The sequence below is a fragment of the Shimwellia pseudoproteus genome, assembly GCF_016415625.1.
Lineage (GTDB): Bacteria > Pseudomonadota > Gammaproteobacteria > Enterobacterales > Enterobacteriaceae > Shimwellia > Shimwellia pseudoproteus.
Map to the genome: position 1 here is coordinate 63,145 of NZ_WBXP01000007.1, position 23,307 is coordinate 86,451.

The window sequence follows — 23,307 nt, forward strand, 5'->3', positions numbered from 1 at the left end:
TGGCTCCATAAAAGGTGCGCCGCCGCATCGGCGGCGCATCCGGGCTTATTTATCAAAAATATAGTGGTTGACCAGATTCTCCAGCCGCTCCTGATGGCCGCTCTGGTGCTGCGGCGCCAGCTGATGCTGCTGTGCATACTGGGCCAACTGGGCGAGGGACATTTGCCCTTTGAGGATCTGCTGGCCCAGTTCACTATTCCAGCCGCTGTAGCGCTGCGCCACGCACTTATCCAGCTCACCGCCTTCAATCATCCGCGCGGCAACTTTCAGGGACAGTGCCAGGGTATCCATCGCGCCGATATGGCCATAAAACAGGTCGTATTTATCGGTGCTCTGGCGGCGAATTTTGGCGTCAAAATTCAGGCCACCGGTGGTGAACCCCCCGGCTTTGAGAATTTCATACATCACCAGGCTATTCTCTTCCACGCTGTTAGGGAACTGGTCAGTATCCCAGCCCAGTTGCGCATCACCGCGGTTAGCGTCCACCGATCCAAAAATCCCCAACGCGATAGCGCTGGCAATCTCATGGTGGAAGGAGTGCCCGGCGAGGGTGGCGTGGTTAGCCTCAATGTTCACCTTAATCTCTTTTTCCAGCCCGAACTGCTTGAGGAAGCCATACACCGTCGCCACATCGTAGTCGTACTGGTGCTTCGTGGGCTCCTGCGGCTTAGGCTCGATAAGCAGCGTCCCCTGGAAACCCGTTTTATGTTTATGTTCAACCACCATCTGCATAAAGCGGCCGATTTGTTCACGCTCCTGGCGCAAATCGGTATTCAGCAGGGTTTCATACCCCTCCCGGCCCCCCCACAGCACATAGTTCTCACCGCCCAGTTTTTGGGTGGCATTCATGGCGCTAAACACCTGGGTGGCCGCCATGGCGAACACTTCCGGGTCCGGGTTGGTGGCCGCACCGGCACCGAAGCGCGGGTTGGTAAAGCAGTTCGCGGTTCCCCACAGCAATTTAACGCCGGTTTGCTGCTGCTTCTCACCCAGCACATCCACCATCCGGGCGAAGTTTTCCAGATACGCGTGTAAAGAATCCCCTTCCGGCGCCACGTCCACATCGTGGAAGCAGTAGTAAGGGACATTCAGCTTGTGGAAGAATTCAAACGCCACGTCCGCTTTCTGGCGCGCCAGTGCCAGCGCATCGCCAGGCTGCTGCCACGGACGATCAAAGGCGCCGACACCAAACATATCCGCCCCGTTCCAGCAGAAGGTATGCCAGTAACAGGCGGCAAAACGCAGATGTTCTGCCATCGGTTTTCCCAATACCCGCTCATCCGGGTTGTAATGGCGAAATGCCAGCGGATTCGTGGTTTTCGGGCCTTCAAAACGTACGCGGTCAATCTGGTCAAAATAAGCTTGCATAATCGGCTCCATATTCAGGGGAATGACGTTCACCGCCAATAAATTCATCCTGGTACGAATGGAATGCCGTCTCAATTACGTTATTTCACACTGCCATTAATATAATCCCCAAACGTGATAAATCTCGCAAAACTTGCTACAGCCCGCGCCACCCCGTTAATTTTAAAGAAACCAGGCTGCCGATACATTTAAAACTGGATCAAGTTCATAAATTCAAAAATAAACCAAAAAACGTAATCACAAGATAAAAATCAGTAATTGCCTGTTGCCGGTATGGCGATAACAATCTGCTACGCAAGCCGACGCACCCACCGACAACATGGGTAAATAACCCGCTAACAGGTACCCCATTATGAAACTGAAAAATCTTGTCCTTACGCTGTGTGCTTCACTGATGCTGGCCAGCATGGCCAGTAGCGCTAAAGAAGTAAAAATCGGTATGGCGATTGATGATTTACGCCTTGAACGCTGGCAAAAAGATCGCGATATCTTTGTTAAAAAGGCAGAGTCGTTGGGTGCTAAAGTATTTGTTCAGTCCGCCAATGGCAACGAAGAAACCCAGATGTCGCAAATTGAAAATATGATAAATCGCGGCGTAGATGTTCTGGTTATTATTCCTTATAACGGCCAGGTGTTAAGTAATGTGGTTGCCGAAGCAAAACGGGAAGGTATTAAAGTACTGGCTTATGATCGTATGATTAATAATGCCGATATTGATTTTTATATTTCTTTCGATAACCAAAAAGTCGGCGAACTTCAGGCCAAAAGTCTGGTTGAGCGGGTACCGACCGGTAATTATTTCCTGATGGGGGGATCGCCGGTGGATAATAATGCCAAGCTGTTCCGCGCCGGGCAGATGGAGGTGTTAAAACCCTATATTGATAGCGGGAAAATTAAAGTAGTTGGCGATCAGTGGATCGACGGCTGGCTCCCGGAGAACGCCCTTAAAATTATGGAAAATGCCTTAACCGCTAACGGCAATAAAATTGATGCGGTGGTGGCTTCAAACGATGCCACCGCCGGTGGCGCTATCCAGGCCTTAAGCGCCCAGGGGCTGGCCGGGAAAGTGGCTATCTCTGGCCAGGATGCCGATTTGGCCGGTATTAAGCGCATTATTGCCGGCACCCAGACCATGACCGTCTATAAGCCCATCAGCCAGTTAGCCGATACCGCCGCCGAAATTGCCGTCGGGCTGGGGAATGGTCAGCAGCCGAAAGCCAACGCCACCCTGAATAATGGCCTGAAAGCGGTGCCCTCCCGCCTGCTGGCGCCGATCCCGGTAGATAAGAGCAATATCGACGCCACGGTGATTAAAGACGGTTTCCACAAGAAAAGTGAACTCTAACCCCGCCACCACCAGCCTGCGGACAAGATAACGACTGGCTGCCGCATATTCCGGTGCGGCGGCGACATAAAGGAGTGGGTATGTCTTATTTGCTGGAGATGAAAAATATCACCAAGGCCTTCGGTGCCGTGAAGGCGGTGAATAACGTCAGCCTGGCGCTCAATGCCGGTGAGGTCCTGTCATTATGTGGCGAGAACGGCTCCGGAAAATCGACCCTGATGAAAGTGCTGTGCGGCATTTACCCGGCCGGCAGTTATGAGGGTGAAATATGGTTTGCCGGGGAAAAACTGGCCGCCAGCCATATCCGGGATACCGAGCGTAAAGGCATCGCCATCATCCACCAGGAGCTGGCGCTGGTGAAGCACCTGACGGTGCTGGAAAATATCTTCCTCGGGGCGGAGATAACCCGCCACGGTATGCTGGATTACGACAGCATGACCCTGCGCTGCCGCACCCTGCTAGCCCAGGTCAATCTGGCCATTTCGCCGGATACCCGGGTCGCGGAGTTAGGGCTTGGCCAGCAGCAACTGGTGGAAATCGCCAAAGCGCTCAATAAACAAGTGCGGCTGCTGATCCTCGACGAACCAACCGCATCGCTGACCGCCCAGGAGACCGGGATCCTGCTCGGTATCGTGCGCGATCTGCAACACCACGGCATTGCCTGCATCTATATCTCCCACAAACTTGATGAAGTGAAGGCTATCTCAAACACCATTTGCGTGATCCGCGATGGCCAGCACATCGGCACCCGCGACGCGGCCACCATGGGGGAAGATGACATTATCACCATGATGGTGGGCCGGGAGCTCACCGCCCTCTACCCCAGCGAGCCCCACACCCCGGGGGAAGAGATCCTGCGGGTTGAGCACTTAACCGCCTGGCACCCGGTGAACCGCCATATCAAGCGGGTTAACAATGTCTCTTTCAGCCTGCGGCGCGGTGAAATTCTCGGTATTGCCGGGCTGGTGGGGGCGGGCCGGACCGAAACCGTACAATGTCTGTTTGGGGTCTGGCCCGGCCGCCAGCAGGGGGATATCTACCTTGACGGTAACAAGGTCACCATCAATAACTGCCGCCAGGCCATCGCCTGCGGTATTGCCATGGTGCCGGAGGACCGCAAAAAAGACGGTATTGTGCCGGTCATGGCGGTGGGCCAAAACATCACCCTCGCCGCCCTTGATCAATTCAGTGGCCCGTTAACCAGCCTTGATGACGCCAGCGAACACCACTGCATGTTGCAATCCCTGCAGCGCCTGAAGGTTAAAACCGCCTCACCGTCACTGCCCATTGGCCGGCTGAGCGGCGGCAACCAGCAAAAGGCCATTCTGGCCCGCTGTTTACTGCTCAACCCGCGGATTTTAATCCTCGACGAGCCCACCCGCGGGATTGATATCGGCGCGAAATACGAAATCTACAAACTGATTAACCACCTGGTGCAACAGGGCATTGCCGTGGTGGTTATCTCGTCTGAATTGCCTGAGGTACTCGGGCTCAGCGACCGGGTGCTGGTGATGCACGAAGGGAAGCTAAAAGCCAATTTACTCAACCACAACCTGACCCAGGAACACGTAATGGAAGCCGCACTGAGGAGTGAGAATCATGTCGAAAAGCAACCCGTCTGAAGTGAAACTTACCCCGCCACTGTCCCCTGCTCTTCCCGGGCTCAAGAACCTCAATCTCCAGGTTTTTGTCATGATAGCGGCCATTGTTGTCATTATGCTGTTCTTCACCTGGGCTACCGACGGGGCTTACCTCAGCGCGCGCAATATCTCTAACCTGCTGCGCCAGACCGCCATCACCGGCATTCTGGCGGTCGGCATGGTATTTGTGATTATCTCCGCAGAGATAGACCTGTCCGTGGGATCGATGATGGGCCTGCTGGGCGGCGTTGCGGCGATTTGCGATGTCTGGCTGGGCTGGCCCCTGCCGCTGACCATTATCGCCACCCTGGCCCTGGGGCTGCTGCTGGGGGCCTGGAACGGGTGGTGGGTGGCCTATCGCAAAGTGCCGTCCTTTATTGTCACCCTGGCGGGGATGCTGGCATTTCGCGGGGTGCTGATCGGCATTACCAATGGCACCACCGTCTCTCCCACCAGTGCCGCCATGTCCGGGCTGGGCCAAAGTTACCTCTCCGGGGGCGTCGGTTTCGGCCTTGGCACCCTCGGGCTGGTGCTGTTTATTGTCTGGCAGTGGCGCAGCCGGGCCCGCCGCCAGGCCCTCGGCCTGCCGGTGAGTAACGCCGGGGGCGCGGCTGGTCGCCAGACGTTTACCGCCCTGATCGTGCTGGGGGCCATCTGGCTGCTGAATGATTACCGCGGGGTGCCGACCCCGGTGCTGATCCTGACCCTGCTGCTGCTGGCCGGTATGTTTATGGCAACCCGCACCGCCTTTGGCCGCCGGATCTATGCCATCGGTGGCAATATCGACGCGGCGCGGCTTTCCGGTATCAGTGTCGAGAAAACCAAAATGGCGGTGTTTGCCATCAACGGGCTGATGGTCGCCATTGCCGGTTTGATCCTCAGCGCCCGGTTGGGGGCAGGCTCCCCGTCGGCGGGTAACATTGCCGAGCTGGACGCCATCGCCGCCTGCGTTATCGGCGGCACCAGCCTGGCAGGCGGGGTGGGTACCGTGGCCGGGGCCGTGATGGGGGCATTTATTATGTCCGCCCTTGATAACGGCATGAGCATGATGGACGTTCCCACCTTCTGGCAATATATCGTTAAGGGCGCCATCCTGCTGCTGGCGGTCTGGATGGACTCCGCCACTAAGCGCCGCGCCTGACCGCGAAAACCGGGTCTGCTTCACATTGCCGGGGGACAATCTCCTGGCAATGTAAACAATATGTTATTCAGATACCGGATTCAGGCAGAGAGCCACGCACATGTTTGAAAAACGCCATCGCATCACATTGTTATTTAACGCCAACAAAGCCTATGACCGCCAGGTGATTGAAGGGGTCGGTGAATATCTCCAGGCATCGCAGCCCGGCTGGGATATTTTCATGGAGGAAGACTTCCGCACCCGGCCGGACACCGTTAAAGAGTGGCTGGGTGACGGCGTGATTGCCGACTTTGACGACTGCGTTATCCAGCGCCAGCTGGCCGGGACCGGGGTGCCGGTAGTGGGGATTGGCGGCTCCTATCACCGGCCAGAAGACTACCCGCCGGTCCACTACATTGCCACAGACAACCGCGCACTGGTCAACAGCGCGTTTCTGCACCTCAAAGAGAAAGGCATCAACCGTTTTGCCTTCTACGGCCTGCCCGCCACCAGCGGTAAACGCTGGGCCGCAGAGCGGGAATATGCGTTTCGCCAGATTGTTGCCAGCGAAGCCTACCCCGGCGTGGTCTATCAGGGGCAGGAAACTACCCCCCATCACTGGCAGCACGCCCAAAACCGCCTGGCGGACTGGATCCAGACATTGCCCCCCAGAACCGGGATTATTGCCGTGACCGACGCCCGGGCCCGGCATCTGTTACAGGTGTGCGAGTACCTGCAACTGCCGGTGCCGGAAAAGCTGTCGGTCATCGGCATTGATAACGAAGAGATGATCCGCCACTTGTCCCGGGTCGCCCTGTCTTCTGTCGCCCAGGGAACCCGGCAAATGGGCTACCAGGCGGCCAAATTATTACACCGGCTACTGAACAACGAACCACTGCCGCTACAGCGGATTCTGGTGCCGCCCACCGAGGTTGTCGAACGGCGTTCCACGGACTATCGCTCCCTGTTTGATCCGGCTGTTATCCAGGCGATGCACTATATTCGCAACCACGCCTGTAAGGGCATAAAGGTCGAACAGGTGCTGGATGCGGTGGGCATTTCACGATCCAATCTGGAGAAGCGTTTTAAAGAAGAGGTGGGTGAGACAATCCATGCGGTTATTCACAGCGAAAAGCTGGAACGGGCGAAAAGTTTAATTTCCAGCACGTCATTATCACTGAATGAAATATCACAGATGTGCGGCTATCCATCGCTGCAATATTTCTATTCGGTGTTTAAGAAAGCCTACGGAATAACGCCGGGAGAGCACCGGGGAAAAGGTAACGAGATCAGCGAATAATCACGAAATAGCCCGCCGGTTATTCACCAATAAAAAACGCCTTCCGCAGAAGGCGTTTTTACTGACAGGGCCATTACGGGCGGTAAATGATTAATACGCCGCCATCAGGTTCTGGTTGCTCTGGTACATAGCAAACAGATAATTGTTGTAGCTCTGCCCGCGGGTGGAATAGCCCTTGAGCTTATGGATCATATTGCTCGCGGTCACTTCCTGATCGCTACGACGCAGCTTAGAACGCTCCTTACGGAATGAACTGTACGCGTTGTGGGTGTTCAGGTTCGTCACATAGGCGGCAACAGACTCATCCAGCGATTCAAAGTGAGAGTAGCCTTTCACCTTGCCAGCGTCCCCGCTGCAGTGCCCTTTCATGCACTTCATGCCGAACAGGTTATTGTTGCTGCGCGCCAGTTTAGACGTGCCCCAGCCGCTTTCTGCAGCCGCCATCGTGGCCACCATATTGGTCGGGATAATATCCACGCGATCCAGCAGAGCATTCCACGGAACACGCTTGGTGTTGCCGTTCCATGCCACTTTGTATTTGCCCGACAGGTCTTTAAGACGCGCCGTTTCCGACGGTGACCAGCGTGCATCATATTGCTTAGAAATCAACCAATTGCGGTCCGCAGTAATCGCTGCATTCTGGCGATTGATATACGGCATAATCGTCCGGAGAAACGCCTTCTTCCTTGGTGTCCCGGAAGGGTATTTTCGCAAGTCAGGGAATGAATTAAGACTTACACTATTGCGAGAATACTCTTGTTTACTACTTGCCAGTACGCTGCCTTTTGGGCTTGCCTTCAGTCGTGAATGTGAATTCTTTGCTGTGGCTTTGGTCTTTTTCGCTGTTACGTGCGTTGTTTTATGGGCTTTATGACTCGTTGCTTTGCTTGTGTGCTTCTGGGCCAGAACCTGAGCCGAAAAACTCAAGGTCAGCAACATGAGTATCGCGGCCCCAAATCGTCGAATGGGATTCGATATCATTATGTCTCCTGGTCGGATATATGCACTCCAACACCTTATTCTTTTCAGAAATTATCAAGTACGAATTTCAGATCATACCAAAAGTACGGTTACAGGGCATTAAAATAAATAGTCCAATTCTTAATTCCTGTCAGTAACAAATTGATCACCGATAAATAAAACACTGGCAAATAAATACCTTAGGAAAGAAAATTCATACTTTCCCCCTGGTTTATATCCTCCCTGGTTCTCCACCCTACGCCTTTCCCATTACGGATGAGCTACATTGGCTGAAATTCTGTAACACTGAACAAAAAAACCGCCAGGATTTCAGGATGAAAAAAACGCCCCTTGCCCTGCTGTTGTTACCGTGCTGCGCCCTGGCCAACTGGCAGGCACCGCCGTTTCCGGCCTTTACCGAAACCACCCCGGGTATCTTCACCAGCAGCGCCACGCTGCAGAAAACTACCCTGCCCCTGACGCTACATTTTGACCAACAGTGCTGGCAACCGGAAAACAGCATAAAACTCAACCAGATGCTCTCACTGAAGAAATGTAACGGAACGCTACCCCAGTGGCGGGTCTTCCGGGATGGCCAGTACCAGTTGCGCATTGACACCCGCTCCGGTACCCCGACCATGATGATAACCGTCCAGCAACCGCAAAACGATGACCATGCCCGCAAACTGGCACAACGCTGCCCGCGCTGGGACGGCAAACCGGTGACGGTCAACCTGGGAGGGCAATTTGCCGAAGGGAGCCAGGTGCGGGATTTCTACAGCGGCGCCGTGGCCACCGTCACCGGGGGCCAGGCCCGTTTTACACCGGCCCCCCACAGTAACGGCCTGCTCCTGCTGGAAGCCGCAGACGCACCGGATCACGCCCCATTCACGTGGCATAACGCCACGGTCTATTTTGTATTGACGGACCGCTTCGCTAACGGCAACCCGGCCAACGACAACAGCTATGGTCGCCACAAAGACGGCGCCCAGGAGATAGGCACCTTCCACGGCGGTGATTTAGCCGGGCTGGCCACTAAACTGGATTATCTGCAACAACTTGGGGTCAACGTGTTGTGGATAAGCTCCCCGCTGGAACAAATCCACGGCTGGGTGGGGGGCGGCACCAAAGGGGACTTCCCCCACTACGCCTACCACGGTTACTACCCTATGGACTGGACCCGGCTGGACGCCAATATGGGCACCGGGGCCGATTTACGCCACCTGGTGGACGAGGCCCACCGCCGGGGCATCCGTATCCTGTTCGACGTGGTGATGAACCACACCGGCTACGCCACCCTGGCAGATATGCAGACCTACGGCTTTGGCGCGCTGTACCTCAAAGGGGACGATCTCACCCGCACCCTGGGTAAACACTGGGGCGACTGGCAGCCCGGCCCGGGCCAGACCTGGCATAGCTTCAACGATTATATTAATTTCGCCAATGCCCGCGCCTGGGCCCAGTGGTGGGGTAAAAAATGGGTCCGTACCGATATCGGGGATTACGACGCCCCCGGCTATGACGATCTCACCTTGTCGCTCTCTTTTTTGCCGGATGTGAAAACCGAATCTACCGAGCCGTCCGGCCTGCCGGTGTTTTATCGCCATAAGCCCGATACCCGGGCGGTGGCTATACCGGGGTATACCCCCCGGGATTACCTCACCCACTGGCTGAGCGAATGGGTGCGGGAGTACGGCATTGATGGCTTTCGCATCGACACCGCCAAACACGTCGAGCTTGCCGCCTGGCAACAGCTCAAAGACCAGGCCAGCGCCGCCCTGAAAACCTGGAAGACGGCGAACCCGGATAAAAAACTGGATGACAGCCCGTTCTGGATGACCGGTGAGGCCTGGGGCCACGGCGTGATGCAGAGCGCGTACTATCAGCACGGTTTTGATGCGATGATCAATTTCGACTATCAGGAGCAGGCCGCCGCAGCCAGCCAGTGCCTGGCGCAGATGGACAGCGTATGGCAGCAAATGGCGGATAAGCTCCAGCAGTTCAACGTGCTGAGTTATTTGTCATCCCACGATACCCGGCTCTTCCGGGAGGGGGATAACCGCGCCGCCCTGTTGCTGCTGGCGCCGGGGGCGGTGCAGATTTTCTATGGTGATGAGACCAACCGCCCGCTGGGGCCCGGGGGGTCCGACCCATTGCAGGGCACCCGTTCGGACATGAACTGGCAGGACGTTGTGGGGAAAAGTGCGATTGCGCTGGCCCAGTGGCAAAAAATCAGCGCATTCCGGCATCGCCATCCGGCCATCGGCGCCGGGCAGCAAACAGCGCTACCGCAACCGGCGGGCTACGGATTTACCCGTAAATATCATGGGGATACTGTGGTGGTATTCTGGGCAGGATTACCCTCCCCGCCACCGGCCAGCGCCCCATAATCACGCCACCGCCCTGAAACAGCGTTTAATTCTGCCAATTAATCAACCGCAGGATTAAACGCTACCACCGGGGAACCGCTCCGGTTTGCACAACACAGTTTCCAGGGTTATGGTTACCGTCCTTGTGCAGTAACTCACAGATCCACAGCTATGACATTCTCTCTTTTTGGCGACAAATTTACCCGTTATTCAGGCATAACCCGCCTGATGGAAGACCTTAATGATGGTTTACGTACCCCAGGCGCAATCATGCTTGGCGGCGGTAACCCGGCCTCTATTCCGGAAATGGACAACTACTTCCGCGACCTACTGGCAGGCATGCTGGATAGCGGTAAAGCCCTGGATGCGCTATGCAATTACGATGGCCCCCAGGGGAAAAATGAATTTATCACCGCCCTGGCGGATCTGCTGAAAACCCAGTTTGACTGGGATATTTCACCACAGAATATTGCTCTGACAAATGGCAGCCAGAGTGCGTTTTTCTACTTGTTCAACCTGTTCGCCGGACGGCGCAGTGACGGCTCGGTGCGCAAGGTGCTTTTCCCCCTTGCGCCGGAATATATTGGCTATGCGGATGCCGGGCTGGAAGACGATCTGTTTGTCTCCACCCGCCCGAATATTGAGCTACTGCCTGACGGCCAGTTTAAATACTATGTTGACTTCGATCGCCTGCATATCGGCGAAGATACCGGCATGATTTGCGTATCGCGCCCCACTAACCCCACCGGTAACGTGATTACCGATGAAGAAGTGATGCGCCTGGATGAACTGGCCCACCAGCACGATATCCCACTGGTTATCGATAATGCCTATGGCCTGCCGTTCCCGGGGATTATTTTCTCCGAGGCGCGCCCCCTGTGGAACCCGAACATTATCCTGTGCATGAGCCTGTCAAAACTGGGCCTGCCCGGCAGCCGCTGCGGGATTATTGTCGCCAGTGAGCAGACTATTTCGGCCATCAGCAATATGAATGGCATTATCAGCCTGGCACCCGGCGGCATTGGCCCGGCCATGGGGGCAGAGATGATCCGCCGCCAGGATTTGCTGCGCCTGTCCGACACCGTAATCAAGCCGTTCTACTACCAGCGGGTGCAGCACACCATTGAGATCCTGCGCCGCTATTTGCCACAAGACCGCTGCCTGATCCACAAACCGGAAGGGGCGATTTTCCTGTGGCTGTGGTTTAAGGATTTGCCCATCAGCACCGAAGTGCTCTACCAGCGCCTGAAAAAACGCGGGGTACTGATGGTGCCGGGGCACTATTTCTTCCCCGGGCTGGAGAAGCCCTGGCCGCACACTCAACAGTGTATGCGGATGAACTACGTGCCGGACCCGGACAAAATCGAAGCCGGGGTGAAAATTCTCGCCGAAGAGCTGGAAATAGCCTGGGCCGAGTGCCACAACGGGTAACCCGGCACCGGGCCCGCATACCTGTCGTTCTCTATGGCACCCGCCGGTAACATCGCCCCGGCGTGGTGCCCTTGTGCTGCCCGATCGCTCACCCGGCAACCGGGGCTCAGCGCACCACCAGAGAGTCGTACCCCTTCCAGCGGTAATTGAGCATTGAAATCCCCCAGCAGGCAATAAACACCCCAATCACCACAAAACCGGCATTGCCGAGGTTATCATTCACATCGCTCACCAGGGACCAGACCCCGCCGTGCAGATCGAACTTATCCACCAGCAGCCCCAGCGCTTCCATACCGCCGATAAACAGCGCCACAATCACCGAAGTACCGGTCACGGTCATGTTGTAATAGAGTTTGCGCTGGGGCTTGTTGAACGCCCAGCCATAGGCCCCCACCATCAGCATATTATCCACGCTGTCGATCAGCGCCATACCGCTGGCAAACAGCGCCGGGAACACCAGAATCGACCAGATAGACATACCGCTGGAGGCGCTGGCCGCAGAAATCCCCAGTACCCCGATTTCGGTGGCGGTATCAAACCCGAGGCCAAACAAAAAACCCACCAGGTACATATGCCAGCTCTTGCCGATCATCCGAAAGGTCGGGCGGAACAGCCAGCTCATCGGGCCGCCGGCCGCCAGCGCGTCATCAGCGGGGGTGACATTCTCGCCGCGAATAAAGGCGCGGAAATTACGCCAGATACCCCGCAGAATAACCAGGTTCACCAGCGCCATCGCCAGTAAAAACAGGGCTGACACCGCGGTACCAATCACCCCGCCCACATCGTGGAACCAGTCCATATGGCTTTTAAACGCCGCGGCCGTGGCCGCGATCGCCACCGTCGCCAGGATAACAATGGTCGAGTGGCCCAGAGAGAACCAGGCCCCCACCCCATAAGGGCGTTTGCCCTGCTGCATCATTTTGCGCGTCACGTTATCAATAGCGGCAATATGGTCAGCATCCACCGCGTGGCGCAGGCCATAACACCAGGCCAGTAAGCACGCGGCCATCAGCGGTGTATTGTGGTGGAACACCACCAGCGCCCATCCCCAGGCCACCACATTTGCCATCACCAGGGCCGCCAGTAAGGCAGCACCACGTGGATTGTTACGTAATAACGTCAGGAACATAGTTATTATCCTTTTCACTCATAACCGGGCGGCGGCGATAACCGCCTGGCCCGCAGAAATCGCCCCGTCACCCGCCGGTAAAGCGTGCGGAAACAGTACGTTAAAATCAGTTAAATATTGCTGTAACCGCTGGCTCAGCAAGCGGTTATGCCAGACACCGCCCCCGCACGCCAGGGTATTCAGCCCCTGCCGGTGGCCATAATAGCGCACCAGGGACGCCAGCCCCGCCGCCAGCGCATCATGGAAGGCCCAGGCCCTGGCCCCCGGCGAGGCGCGCCAGCCCAGCCAGCTCTGCCAGAATGCCGCCAGATCCAGCTGGCCGTCATTACACGGCAGAATAACCGGGTGCCCGACAGCCCCCTGTTGCCAGGCCAGCGCCTCCAGGCGGCAGGCCGCTTCGCCTTCATGGCTTTGCACCAGGCCAGTACAGCCCAGTGCCGCCGCCGCCGCATCAAATAACCGGCCAGCGGAAGAGGCCAGCGGCGCGTTGACCCCGCGCATAATGGCTTTGGCCAGCGGTTGCCACATCTGCCGGCGGATAACCGCGGTTTCCGGCAGGGCTTCCCAGCCTGGCACAAAGGCCAGGCAGTGGGCCAATAAATTGCGCCAGGGCTGGCGGGCGGCCAGATCGCCACCGGGCAGTGCCACCGCCGGCAGCCCCGCCAGCTTATCGCACTGGCGGTAATCCACCCGCAGGCACTCTCCACCCCACAGTTCGCCCTGAGCCCCCATGCCGATACCGTCCAGCGCCAGGCCAATCACCGGGCCGCCATCCAGGGGCCACTGGTGTTCTGCCAGGCACGCCGCAATATGGGCATGATGATGCAGTACCCGCTGGACGGGCAGGTTCATCGCCTGCCCCAGCGCGGTCAGCCGGTAGCCGGGGTGGGCATCCAGCACCACCTGCTGGGGGGTAAAGTCATACACCTGGCACATCAACTTCAGCGCATGCTGCCACTGGGTTTCTACCCCATCCCCGGATAAATCCCCCAAATGCTGGCTTAACACCAGTTGATCGCCACGCACCAGGGCGAAGGTGTTTTTTAAATCCGCCCCGAGGCAGAGCAGCGGCGGCCTCATTGCGGGCATCACAGACCAGGTGGAACCCGCCCACCCCTTTCACGGCGATGATATCCCCGGCACCGAGCGCCGCCAGCGCGGCCTGTAAGGCGGCCTCCCGCTCAGCCCGCTGATCACCGGCGTGCCAGCTCAGCTGTGGCCCGCATGCCGGGCAGGCCACCGGCTGGGCATGAAAGCGCCGGTCCGCCGGATCGCGGTATTCCGCGGCGCATTCGGCACAGAGCGGGAAGCCCGCCATCACGGTAAAGGGCCGATCGTAGGGCATGGCGCGGATAATGGTGAACCGCGGGCCGCAGTGGGTGCAGTTGATAAACGGGTAACGGTAACGGCGCTGGGCCGGGTCACCCATTTCCGCCAGGCAGGCGGAGCAGGTGGCGGCATCGGGCACGATGTGGGTGGACATTGCCCCGGCGGCGCTGTGGCGAATCGTAAAATCTACCGGCGCCGTCTGCCAGTGCAGGGGGGTGGCCGTCAGACTGTCGATGCGCGCCAGGGGCGGGCAGCGGTGGTACAGGGTCTGGATAAACGCCTCAGATGGCTGAACCAGGCGGATAACCACCCCGCTGCCGTCATTGCACACGTCACCGGCCAGCCCCATTTCGCTGGCAATCTGCCAGACATAAGGCCGGAAGCCGACACCCTGAACTTTGCCGCGAATATGCAGCACCACACCCTGATTGCTCATCGTGACTATGTATTATGGATTGTGTTACCTGATGGCCTGAAAAAGACACGGGACGACAACCGCCCCGCGTTTCAGGATAACCCACCCGAAGGGGAGTGCGGCAAAGCAACTTGCCGCCACCGGGGTGGTACTTACAAAAAGGGTGTTGATCAGAAGATCAGTGAACCAGACGTATCCAGCGCGGCGCGGCGGCGGCGCTCAGCGGCAATCTGATCCAGTTTATTGCGATCCACCAGCATAATGGCTTTGGTGGGGCAGGCTTCCATACAGGCCGGGCCCGCTTCACGGTGGAAGCACAGATCACACTTGTTGGCTTCCGCCTTCTGGGTTTTCACGTTCAGGCCAGCGCCGCTGTTGCGCACCACCGGGCGAACCACCACTTCCATGGCCCCGTACGGGCAGGCAACCACACAGGTTTTGCAGCCAATGCAGCGTTCCTGCATCACGTGGACAAAGCCTTTTTCACGCACAATGGCGCCGTTCGGGCAGACATTGGCGCACGGGGCGTCTTCACACTGGCGGCACATCATGGCCGTTGAGATATTCACGCCTTTGATAACGTGAATACGCGGTAAAAAGCTCTCCGGGGTCAGGGATGCACAATCCTGATCCGCCTGATGGGACACGACACAGGCCACTTCGCAAGTGCGGCAGCCAATACATTTGCTCGAATCAGCAATGACGAAGCGGTTCATCATATTCTCCGGCAACATACCCGCTTCAGAGCGGGTATGGATTATTCGTTATATTCGGTGGGTAATGGCATACACAAAGTATGCCAACTTTGAAACTAGCGCGATGCGCGGCGTTTTGCGTTGATCCGGCACGCGGTCACTGTCATATCGTCACTTGTGACGATAACTTTCAGGCAAATGACAGTCACCGGCATTAATCCAGCGCCGGCGCCTCCAGATCGGCAAATCCCCCGTTGCCCTGCCAGCCCGCCAGGCGCTGGTAGACCGTTTCGACAGCCTGCTTGATAGGGGCGGTCATCGGGTAATAGAAGCCGACAATATCCGGCTGGATCCCCACGAAGATAACCGTGCCGACGTCCTCTTTCAGCTGATCAATCAGGTAGTTGAGCGGCATATTGTGGGTGGTCATCATGAACATCTCGGCGATGTCATCCGGGTCAATAATGCGGATTTCACCGGGGTTAAGCCCCATGTCGGTGGCGTCCACCACCAGCAGGCGCTGGGGTTTCAGCTCACGAATGGCCACAATGTCATTTTCCGGGGCGCTGCCGCCGTCAATCACCACCCATTCCCCTTGCGGGTTCGCCTGGCACATTTCGGCCAGCAGAGGACCGGCACCGTCGTCCCCCATCATGCTGTTGCCAACACACAGTAAAACGTCAGTCACGATCTCTCCTTACCATCAGGTAGATAGCCGGTTCTTGCTGGATAGCCTGCAACATGTCCAGCAGCTCTCGGCTCCACTGCTGCTGTTCCGGGGTCTGGCGGGCCAGGGCGGCATCAAAGGCCCGGGCCAGCATCACCACGTGGTTTTGGTCGATGACTATCTCGCCATAGCGCGGCACGCCTTCCATTTTACGGCGCGCTTCGCTGCCCGCGTCCAGGGTGGCAACCCATTCCCGGTACGCCTCATAAGGGCACACCAGCGCGGCCTTCAGGCAGTCGATCACCCCGAGGTGATGACCAATTGCCAGGCTGTAATAGATGACCTGCTGGGCCTGATCCGGGGTCTTGTCATTATTGTCGACAAATTTACGGCTCAGTTGGCTGAACACCACCGACTCACTCATCAGATACGCTCCTGCTCAACCAGATGGCTGAGGTTCGCCACAATTTCACTCAGCCGCGGATCGTTCTCCGCCGCCAGCCACTGGGCAACCCCCGCCTCGCCCTGGGCCAGATGGTTCATATACGCATCGGCAATCTGGCGGCCATAGCGGTAACCCGCCAGTCTGCGGGCTTCACGATCAATGCGTACCCGCAGCGGCTGGACCATATCCGGGTGCAGGATCTGCGCCGGCTGGATGTCTTGCTCACTGGCATCCCGGGCGTGGATTTTCTGCTCCAGCAGCCCCAGCGCCATGGCAAAGCCATACAGGGTGGCGGCCGGTGTCGGCGGGCACCCCGGGATATACACATCCACCGGGACGATTTTGTCGGTACCGCCCCACACGCAGTATAGATCGTGGAAAATACCGCCACTGTTGCCGCAGGCCCCGTAAGAGATACAGATTTTCGGGTCCGGCGCGGACTGCCAGGCACGCAGCGCCGGGGAGCGCATGGCGCGGGTCACCGCCCCGGTAAACAGCAAAATATCCGCATGGCGCGGTGACGGTACTACCTTGATACCGAAGCGTTCAGCGTCAAACAGCGGCGAAAGCGTGGCAAAAATCTCGATTTCACAACCGTTGCAGCCGCCGCAGTCCACCCGGTATACGTAGGCGGAGCGTTTGATATTTTTCAGCAGGGACGCCTTCATGCTGGCGATGGATTCGTCCACCGTCATCGGTACCGGAATACCGTTAGCGTCCCGTGGGCCCAGTAAATTGCTCATTAGCTGGCCTCTCTCATATGGCGGGTTAAATCAATACGGTCAGAAGAGACCAGCCCCTGCTGGCGTTTGCATTCCGGGCAGGTTTCAAAACTGTCCCGGTGCATTTCGGCGCGTTTGTCACCGTTGTGCTGCAAAATCGCGATGGCGTAATCAATCTCTTTTTGCACCGCAAACGGGCGCTGGCAGCTGCGGCAGTAGCACAGCGGGAAACTGGATTTCTGCAGGAAATCCTCTTTCTTCCAGACCGCCAGCTCATACTGCTGAGAGAGGGTGATTGCCGCTGTCGGGCAGACTTCCTCACAGCGGCCGCAGAAGATGCAGCGCCCGAGGTTAAACTGCCAGTCGAGGGTTTTCCCGGCCAGGTTGGTTTCCACGCTCAGGGCGTTGGACGGGCAGGCGTTCACGCACGCCGCGCAGCCCACACACTGCTGGGGATTGTGTTCCGGCTTGCCGCGGAAATTTTTGTCCACCTCAATGGGTGTCAGCGGGTAGCTTTCAGTGGCTACCCCGGTTTTCAGCACTTTTTTAATAAAAGTAAACATTGCTCTTCCTCAACCTCCCCGCCCTGGAGCGGGGAGTAACGGCTTATTTCAGCGGCGAGTTCTTGCGTTCGATGCTGTAGCGTTCCAGCTCTTTGTACGGCACCACTTTGCTTTTCTTCTTGCGGACGTCCACGACAGTCATACGGTCAGTACAGGAGTAGCAAGGGTCAAGACTGCCGATAATCAGCGGCGCGTCGGACACGGTGTTACCACGCAGCATATAGCGCAGGGTCGGCCAGTTGGCGTAAGTGGCCGCACGGCAGCGCCAGCGGAACAGCTTCTGGTTGTCCCCGGTCATGCTCCAGTGGATATCATCGCCGCGCGGCGCTTCGGCAAAGCCGAGGGCAAAACGGTGCGGAATATAGGTGAAGCCTTCCACCGCCAGCGGGCCGCCCGGCAGGTTATCCAGGCCGTAGTCGATCATGTTCAGGGAGGTGAATACCTCATTGATACGCACTTTCAGGCGCGAGATAACATCGCAACCCTGCTCGCTGTGGATCTCCATCGGCAGCAGGCCGTAACCGACAAATTCGTGATCGTAACGGGCATCGCGGGCGTGGCCGCTGGCGCGGACCATCGGGCCGACGTTACTGAAGTCACGGGCGATTTGCGGGTCAAGGCGGCCAATGCCAACCGTGCGCTGATTGATGTTGGTGGTGGTCATCAGGATATCCACCAGGTCTTTCACTTCCGCGCGCATCTGCTGGGCCAGCTGACGGGTCTGGATCATGTCGTCTTTCAGCAGGTCGCGGCGGATACCGCCAATCAGGTTCAGGCCGTAGGTTTTACGGGCCCCGGTGAGGATCTCCGCCATCTTCATTGACTGCTCACGCACCCGGAAGAACTGCATAAAGCCGGAGTCAAAGCCCACAAAGTGGCAGGCCAGCCCGAGGTTCAGCAGGTGGCTGTGCAGGCGTTCCACTTCCAGCAGGATGGCGCGGATCATTTGGGCGCGTTCCGGCACCTGGATGCCCATGGCATTTTCCACGGAGGTGGTATACGCGGTGCTGTGGGCAAAACCGCAGATACCGCACACCCGGTCAGACAAGAAGGTGACTTCGTTGTAGCCCATGCGGGTTTCCGCCAGTTTTTCCATGCCGCGGTGGACATAGAACAGCCGGTAGTCCGCATCAATGATGTTTTCGCCGTCAACAAACAGGCGGAAGTGGCCCGGTTCATCGGAGGTCACATGCAGCGGGCCAATCGGCACCACGTTGTTCTTTTTGGTGCCCAGCTCGTTGATGAACTCATAGGTTTCAGCATCAGTGGTCGGGGCCGGGCGCTGGCGGTAGTCCATGCTGTCTTTACGCAGCGGGTAGAGATCGTCCGGCCAGTCATCGGGCAGCACCAGGCGGCGTTCATCCGGCAGGCCCACCGCGCGCAGGCCATACATATCGCGCACTTCACGTTCGCCCCAAACCGCCGCCGGTACCCGTGGGGTAACGGACGGATATTCCAGGGTGTTGGCGTCCACTTCGACACGCACGGTGATCCAGCACTTGGTGCCTTTCTCCATGGAGAGCACGTAGTAGACCGCATAATGGCCACACAGCGGGCGTTCGTCGTTACCGAACAGTACCGACAGCCACCCCCCCTGCTGGTAGTAGAGAAACTCCACCACTTCCGGCAGATAGTTGGTTTTCACCGTGATGGTGATCTGGTCCCGGGTCTGCCAGGACTCTTCAAGCACCACCCCAGGAAACGCCTGGTGTAATGCACTCAGATACTGTTGACCGATTTTTTCTTCAGACATGGAAAACACTCTCTTAATACGCCACCAGCAAGGAGACGAAAGCTAAAAACGCGAAGCCAAAACCGGCCCAGGTCACCCGGGACGTTTTCAGGAACCGCAGGCGGGCCATGCTATTTTCAAACAGGGCAATAATCGCCACCCCGAGCACCAGCTTGGCAATGGCCACCACGATAGCCAGCACCAGGCCGCCTGGCGAAAAATGCACCATCTGCCCCCAGGGCAAGAACACCCCGACAAACATTTGCAACACCACCAGCTGTTTCAGGCTGATGCCCCATTTCAGGATGGCGAAACCGGCGCCGCTGTACTCGGTCAACGGCCCTTCCTGCAACTCTTGCTCTGCTTCCGCCAGGTCAAAGGGCAGTTTGCCCATTTCAATAAAGGTGGCGAATGCGCAGGCCGCCATGGCCAGTAACAGGGTCAGGGTGTGGGCCACTGGCCAGTGGTACAAGGTCAGGGTGATGTTGTTGATATGGGTGGACTCTGCCACCTGAGCCGCAACCCACAGGCCCAGCAGCAGGATAGGCTCAACCAGCACCCCGAGCATCGCTTCGCGGCTGGCGCCGATACCGGTAAACGGGCTACCGGTATCAAGGCCCGCAATGGCGAAGAAGAAACGGGCAATGGCGAACAGGTAGATCAGGGTTATCAGATCCCCCAGCCCCGCCACCGGTGCCGCCACGGTGATCAGCGGCAGCGCCGTGGCGATGGTCAGCATCACGCCGACCATCACAAACGGCATCAGGCGGAACACCCAGCCAGATGCCGCCGGGGCCACACTCTGGCGGCCCAGCAGTTTGAACAGATCGCGGTACTCCTGCAGCACCCCCGGCCCCTGCCGGTTGTGCATCCGGGCGCGGAGCACCCGGGTAATACCGGATAACAGCGGCGCAATGGCAAACAGCACCAGCGCCTGAATCAAGCCAAGAATCACAGTCATCGTTTTATGCTCCCCGGGAAACCACAATCACCAGCAAAATTGCCAGTTCAATAAAGGCCAGGCGGCGCATCGACCCCGCCAGACATTCGCACTGCCAGCCCGGGATCCATTTCACCGGATTCAGGTGGTGGCGCAGGGCCAGCATCGGCGCGAAGGCCGCTTTGACCGGCTGAGCAAACCCGGTAGCGGTGATAACCATCGCTTGTTCATGGTCGTAACCACATACCCAGGCCGCGCCACGGGAGCGGGGCGCCAGACGGTCACCTTTAAAGAACACCATCAGCAGGAACGGCAGCAGCGGGCAGGCCACCAGCAGCAAGGTCATCAGCGGCTGGGATACCACGCTATGAGCAGACACCAGCGGCAGCGGCACCACATTGCGCAGCAGCGGCAGGATCCACGGTGCGGCCACCCCGGAGGCGATACAGCACAGCGCCAGTGCCGCCACGCTGAGGTTCATCAGCAGCGGTGCCGGTTTAGCGTCCTGCGCTTCCTGCGTACGCGGCGCACCGAGGAAGGTCACCCCATATACCTTGGCCATACACATCACCGCCAGCGCACCGGTTATCGCCAGGCCGACAGCCAGCATTGGCCCCAACAGGCGGCCAATAAACAGCGGCAGTGAACCTAAACGGAAGAAGGACTGGTAAATCACCCATTCACCGGCAAAGCCGTTTAGCGGCGGCAGGGCGGCCATGGCCATCAGGCCAACCAGCATCGCCAGGGAAATCAGCGGCATCCGTTTGCCGATACCGCCCAGTTTTTCGATATCGCGGTGGCCGGTACGGAACCAGACCGCCCCGGCACCGAGGAACAGGGTGGATTTAAACAGGCTGTGGTTAACCAGGTGGAACAGGCCACCGGTCAGGCCGAGGGCAATCAGCACCGGCTCGTTAAGCGACAGGCCGGTTAAGCCCGCCCCGAGACCGAGCAGGATAATGCCGATGTTTTCCAGGGAGTGGTAAGCCAGCAGGCGGTTGATGTTGTGCTCCATCAGGGCATACAGGCCGCCAATAAAAGCAGTGATCATCCCCAGCACCATCACCACAATGCCCCACCACAGCGGCAGCGCGGCATCGATAAGCGAGATAGTCAGGATGCCATACAGACCCACTTTCAGTACCACGGCGGAGAACAGCGCCGCCGCCGGGGCAGAGGCATTAGCGTGGGCCTGAGGCACCCAGCCGTGCAGCGGGATAATCCCGGCCAGCAGGCCAAAGCCAATCAGCCCCAGCAACCAGATCCCGGAGCTAAGCGGCAGCAGCGCAGTGGCGTCATGGAGCGCCGCATAATTGAGGGTGCCGTAACGCTGTTCGAGGATCCAGCAGGCAATAGCCAGCAGCACGGTCCCCAGGCGGCCAAGGGCAAACCACAGCTTGCCGGACTGAGCACAACCGGTCAGGAACGCCGCACACAGGGCCATGATTTCGGCCATCAGCACCAGGGTGCCGAGGTTGTCCGCGGTCAGGGCCATCAGGGCCGCCGCCATCAGCAGGTTGATCAGGAATCCGTTGGCTTTCACCCCGGCGTGTTGGTGCCAGCTAATATTAAACAGGCTGACAAACAGCGCCGGCAGGCAAATGGCAATCAGCCACAGGCCGTTCATCGGTGTCAGTTGGAGGGTCTGATGAAAAAAGCGCAGGCCGATATCAATACCGGTGGCGCCGCTGAGCAGTGCCTGTACCCCGGCGCCGAGCGCCAGAGCGCTACTGATAGCGCCACCCAGCCCGGCCAGCAGGCCGCTTACCGCTTTCGCCTTATAACATACCCCGGCGAGCACCGCGCTCAGGATAAACCCGAACAGCGCCCAGTGAAGTAGACTCAGTGCATTCATTTGCTCGCCTCACGTTGGCCAGTGAACAGGGACAAGTCATCAAAAGAGACCGTCATTGCCAGTTCGCGCTTACGTTTACTGGACAGCGCGATATCCCGGTTATCCACGAGGCGCAGTGCCTTGGTCGGGCAGGTGCGCACACAGGCAGGGCCCTGCTCGTCAAAATTGCACAGGTCGCATTTTACGGCGATGGCGCGGATCCCCGGCACCCAGTCCAGCAGCGTGCTGACCCGGGCAGGCGCCGGTGGCGCAGGCGGGGCTTTCGGGCTGTTGACGTTGGCCGGAATATTCAGCGGACGGCTGCCGGAAAATTCAATCGCCCCAAACGGGCAGGCAATGCCGCACAGCTTGCAGCTGACGCACAGGCTTTCATTAAGCTGTACCGCCCCATCCACGTGGTTAATGGCATTAACCGGGCAGACGGTGGCACAGGGGGCGTCTTCACAATGATGGCAGACCTGCGGAGCGGACTCATGGGCATTAAGCATCACGCGTAAGCGTGGCATGGACTGTAGACCATGCTGCCGGTGGGTCTCTGAACAGGCGGCCTCACAGGTGTGGCATCCCATGCAGAGCTTCGGGTCGGCGATTACAAAACGGTTCACCGGGTATTACCTCAGGAATAGTCATTTTTGACGAAAACATGCCGGGCGCTGTCATTTTTCGACAGTGTTCGACACACGAATCAGGATCAGGCGACGGCCTTACGCACCTCAGAGAGGCTCAGATCGGCCATGCGCAGCGGCACGTCATCGTGGATGGCGCGATATAAGCTGTCGTAAACCGGGCTGATTTTTTCCAGGTAATGCTCAAGTACGCTGTTGCGATCGCGGTTGTCGATGCTGTTGTCGATAGTGCCGTTTTGCGCCATATGGGCACGGGCAATCAACACCTTCTGCTCACCGGCACGGGTTTCAACAAAGTACTCAATTGTCTGGCTGTTAAAGCCTTCCGCCAGCGCGATATGGATAATAAAGTGGTCGAACAAGAAGAAGCGCAAATCATCATCCGGGTTGCAGCCAACCGCATGATGTAACTTGGCTTTCGACAGGGTAATCGCCTGTGTCAGCGTATTGCAGTAGTGTTGCCACTGGTGGTGTAATTGCTGATGGCGATCGGCGATATATTCAGCCTTCTCGCTCAGTTCCCAGATAGTCATAGTGTGTCATTTCAGTTAGGGGTGATACCCCCCACAGGCATATTTCATGCCAATTTTATAACTTATTGTTATTTAATGATTTTAATTATACTCCCGCCAAATACCCCTAAAAATGACATGTCA

General features: G+C 57.8%; 19 protein-coding genes and 1 pseudogene. 6 read left to right on the forward strand and 14 right to left on the reverse strand.

Features of this window, described 5'->3' with window-relative positions:
* Positions 1–45: 45 nt before the first annotated feature.
* Positions 46–1,368: a xylose isomerase gene (xylA, locus tag F9C28_RS04975; protein ID WP_199014132.1), complete on the reverse strand. Its 1,323-nt coding sequence runs from the start codon at positions 1,366–1,368 to the stop codon at positions 46–48.
* A gap of 352 nt (positions 1,369–1,720) precedes the next feature.
* Between xylA and xylF the strand changes: the two genes are divergently transcribed.
* The 4 genes from xylF to xylR all read left to right on the forward strand — a co-directional run bounded on the left by xylF (position 1,721) and on the right by xylR (position 6,773).
* The gene (gene xylF / locus F9C28_RS04980; protein WP_199014133.1) at positions 1,721–2,713 is read left to right on the forward strand and encodes a D-xylose ABC transporter substrate-binding protein; all 993 of its coding nucleotides are present in this window, start codon (positions 1,721–1,723) and stop codon (positions 2,711–2,713) included.
* 80 nt (positions 2,714–2,793) lie between these two features.
* Complete coding sequence (locus tag F9C28_RS04985; RefSeq protein ID WP_199014134.1) at positions 2,794–4,335, forward strand: xylose ABC transporter ATP-binding protein; 1,542 nt, start codon at positions 2,794–2,796, stop codon at positions 4,333–4,335.
* The gene (xylH, locus tag F9C28_RS04990) at positions 4,313–5,494 is read left to right on the forward strand and encodes a xylose ABC transporter permease XylH (protein ID WP_199014135.1); all 1,182 of its coding nucleotides are present in this window, start codon (positions 4,313–4,315) and stop codon (positions 5,492–5,494) included. Before F9C28_RS04985 ends, xylH begins: the two co-directional genes overlap by 23 nt.
* A 100-nt stretch (positions 5,495–5,594) precedes the next feature.
* Positions 5,595–6,773: a D-xylose utilization transcriptional activator XylR gene (gene xylR, locus F9C28_RS04995; protein WP_199014136.1), complete on the forward strand. Its 1,179-nt coding sequence runs from the start codon at positions 5,595–5,597 to the stop codon at positions 6,771–6,773.
* A 90-nt stretch (positions 6,774–6,863) separates the two neighbouring features.
* On the opposite strand, the gene F9C28_RS05000 is transcribed toward xylR, so the two are convergent.
* Positions 6,864–7,754, reverse strand: coding sequence for a protein bax (locus F9C28_RS05000; protein WP_199014137.1), 891 nt, complete (start codon positions 7,752–7,754; stop codon positions 6,864–6,866).
* 314 nt (positions 7,755–8,068) lie between these two features.
* On the opposite strand from F9C28_RS05000, the gene F9C28_RS05005 reads away from it, so the two are divergent.
* Together F9C28_RS05005 and avtA are read left to right on the forward strand one after the other, a co-directional pair.
* Positions 8,069–10,123 carry an alpha-amylase gene (locus F9C28_RS05005; protein WP_199014138.1) on the forward strand — a complete coding sequence of 685 codons (2,055 nt, stop codon included), beginning with the start codon at positions 8,069–8,071 and terminating at the stop codon, positions 10,121–10,123.
* A 150-nt stretch (positions 10,124–10,273) separates the two neighbouring features.
* Positions 10,274–11,533, forward strand: a complete 1,260-nt coding sequence (gene avtA, locus F9C28_RS05010; protein WP_199014139.1) for a valine--pyruvate transaminase — start codon at positions 10,274–10,276, stop codon at positions 11,531–11,533.
* A gap of 106 nt (positions 11,534–11,639) precedes the next feature.
* Here the strand turns inward: avtA and F9C28_RS05015 are convergent, their stop codons facing one another.
* From F9C28_RS05015 to hycA, 12 genes and pseudogenes are all read right to left on the reverse strand, one after another.
* Positions 11,640–12,662, reverse strand: a complete 1,023-nt coding sequence (locus F9C28_RS05015; protein ID WP_199014140.1) for a HoxN/HupN/NixA family nickel/cobalt transporter — start codon at positions 12,660–12,662, stop codon at positions 11,640–11,642.
* Positions 12,663–12,680: 18 nt separating this feature from the next.
* Positions 12,681–14,427 (reverse strand): annotated as a pseudogene (locus F9C28_RS05020) (Kae1-like domain-containing protein).
* A 149-nt stretch (positions 14,428–14,576) separates the two neighbouring features.
* Positions 14,577–15,122 (reverse strand): electron transport protein HydN, encoded by a 546-nt coding sequence (gene hydN, locus F9C28_RS05025; protein ID WP_199014185.1) that lies wholly within the window; start codon positions 15,120–15,122, stop codon positions 14,577–14,579.
* A 193-nt stretch (positions 15,123–15,315) separates the two neighbouring features.
* Positions 15,316–15,789 (reverse strand): hydrogenase maturation peptidase HycI, encoded by a 474-nt coding sequence (gene hycI / locus F9C28_RS05030; RefSeq protein WP_199014141.1) that lies wholly within the window; start codon positions 15,787–15,789, stop codon positions 15,316–15,318.
* The gene (locus F9C28_RS05035) at positions 15,782–16,192 is read right to left on the reverse strand and encodes a formate hydrogenlyase maturation HycH family protein (RefSeq protein WP_199014142.1); all 411 of its coding nucleotides are present in this window, start codon (positions 16,190–16,192) and stop codon (positions 15,782–15,784) included. Before F9C28_RS05035 ends, hycI begins: the two co-directional genes overlap by 8 nt.
* A complete protein-coding gene (locus tag F9C28_RS05040; protein ID WP_199014143.1) occupies positions 16,192–16,956 on the reverse strand; it encodes an NADH-quinone oxidoreductase subunit B family protein in 765 nt (254 codons plus the stop codon). The genes F9C28_RS05035 and F9C28_RS05040 overlap by 1 nt, the downstream gene beginning before the upstream one ends.
* The gene (locus F9C28_RS05045; protein WP_199014144.1) at positions 16,956–17,498 is read right to left on the reverse strand and encodes a formate hydrogenlyase complex iron-sulfur subunit; all 543 of its coding nucleotides are present in this window, start codon (positions 17,496–17,498) and stop codon (positions 16,956–16,958) included. Before F9C28_RS05045 ends, F9C28_RS05040 begins: the two co-directional genes overlap by 1 nt.
* Positions 17,499–17,541: 43 nt before the next feature.
* The gene (locus F9C28_RS05050; RefSeq protein ID WP_199014145.1) at positions 17,542–19,251 is read right to left on the reverse strand and encodes a hydrogenase large subunit; all 1,710 of its coding nucleotides are present in this window, start codon (positions 19,249–19,251) and stop codon (positions 17,542–17,544) included.
* A 13-nt stretch (positions 19,252–19,264) separates the two neighbouring features.
* Positions 19,265–20,191: a respiratory chain complex I subunit 1 family protein gene (locus tag F9C28_RS05055; RefSeq protein ID WP_199014146.1), complete on the reverse strand. Its 927-nt coding sequence runs from the start codon at positions 20,189–20,191 to the stop codon at positions 19,265–19,267.
* 4 nt (positions 20,192–20,195) lie between these two features.
* A complete protein-coding gene (hycC, locus tag F9C28_RS05060; RefSeq protein ID WP_199014147.1) occupies positions 20,196–22,025 on the reverse strand; it encodes a formate hydrogenlyase subunit 3 in 1,830 nt (609 codons plus the stop codon).
* Complete coding sequence (locus tag F9C28_RS05065) at positions 22,022–22,630, reverse strand: 4Fe-4S dicluster domain-containing protein (RefSeq protein WP_199014148.1); 609 nt, start codon at positions 22,628–22,630, stop codon at positions 22,022–22,024. The genes hycC and F9C28_RS05065 overlap by 4 nt, the downstream gene beginning before the upstream one ends.
* Before the next feature lie 86 nt (positions 22,631–22,716).
* A complete protein-coding gene (hycA, locus tag F9C28_RS05070) occupies positions 22,717–23,184 on the reverse strand; it encodes a formate hydrogenlyase regulator HycA (protein WP_199014149.1) in 468 nt (155 codons plus the stop codon).
* Positions 23,185–23,307 lie beyond the last annotated feature (123 nt).

Coding starts and splice junctions, on each gene's coding strand:
- xylA (WP_199014132.1), bottom strand. CDS start 1,368: ATGCAAGCTTATTTTGACCAGATTGACCGCGTACGTTTTGAAGGCCCG.
- xylF (WP_199014133.1), top strand. CDS start 1,721: ATGAAACTGAAAAATCTTGTCCTTACGCTGTGTGCTTCACTGATGCTG.
- F9C28_RS04985 (WP_199014134.1), top strand. CDS start 2,794: ATGTCTTATTTGCTGGAGATGAAAAATATCACCAAGGCCTTCGGTGCC.
- xylH (WP_199014135.1), top strand. CDS start 4,313: ATGTCGAAAAGCAACCCGTCTGAAGTGAAACTTACCCCGCCACTGTCC.
- xylR (WP_199014136.1), top strand. CDS start 5,595: ATGTTTGAAAAACGCCATCGCATCACATTGTTATTTAACGCCAACAAA.
- F9C28_RS05000 (WP_199014137.1), bottom strand. CDS start 7,754: ATGATATCGAATCCCATTCGACGATTTGGGGCCGCGATACTCATGTTG.
- F9C28_RS05005 (WP_199014138.1), top strand. CDS start 8,069: ATGAAAAAAACGCCCCTTGCCCTGCTGTTGTTACCGTGCTGCGCCCTG.
- avtA (WP_199014139.1), top strand. CDS start 10,274: ATGACATTCTCTCTTTTTGGCGACAAATTTACCCGTTATTCAGGCATA.
- F9C28_RS05015 (WP_199014140.1), bottom strand. CDS start 12,662: ATGTTCCTGACGTTATTACGTAACAATCCACGTGGTGCTGCCTTACTG.
- hydN (WP_199014185.1), bottom strand. CDS start 15,122: ATGAACCGCTTCGTCATTGCTGATTCGAGCAAATGTATTGGCTGCCGC.
- F9C28_RS05035 (WP_199014142.1), bottom strand. CDS start 16,192: ATGAGTGAGTCGGTGGTGTTCAGCCAACTGAGCCGTAAATTTGTCGAC.
- F9C28_RS05040 (WP_199014143.1), bottom strand. CDS start 16,956: ATGAGCAATTTACTGGGCCCACGGGACGCTAACGGTATTCCGGTACCG.
- F9C28_RS05045 (WP_199014144.1), bottom strand. CDS start 17,498: ATGTTTACTTTTATTAAAAAAGTGCTGAAAACCGGGGTAGCCACTGAA.
- F9C28_RS05050 (WP_199014145.1), bottom strand. CDS start 19,251: ATGTCTGAAGAAAAAATCGGTCAACAGTATCTGAGTGCATTACACCAG.
- F9C28_RS05055 (WP_199014146.1), bottom strand. CDS start 20,191: ATGACTGTGATTCTTGGCTTGATTCAGGCGCTGGTGCTGTTTGCCATT.
- hycC (WP_199014147.1), bottom strand. CDS start 22,025: ATGAATGCACTGAGTCTACTTCACTGGGCGCTGTTCGGGTTTATCCTG.
- hycA (WP_199014149.1), bottom strand. CDS start 23,184: ATGACTATCTGGGAACTGAGCGAGAAGGCTGAATATATCGCCGATCGC.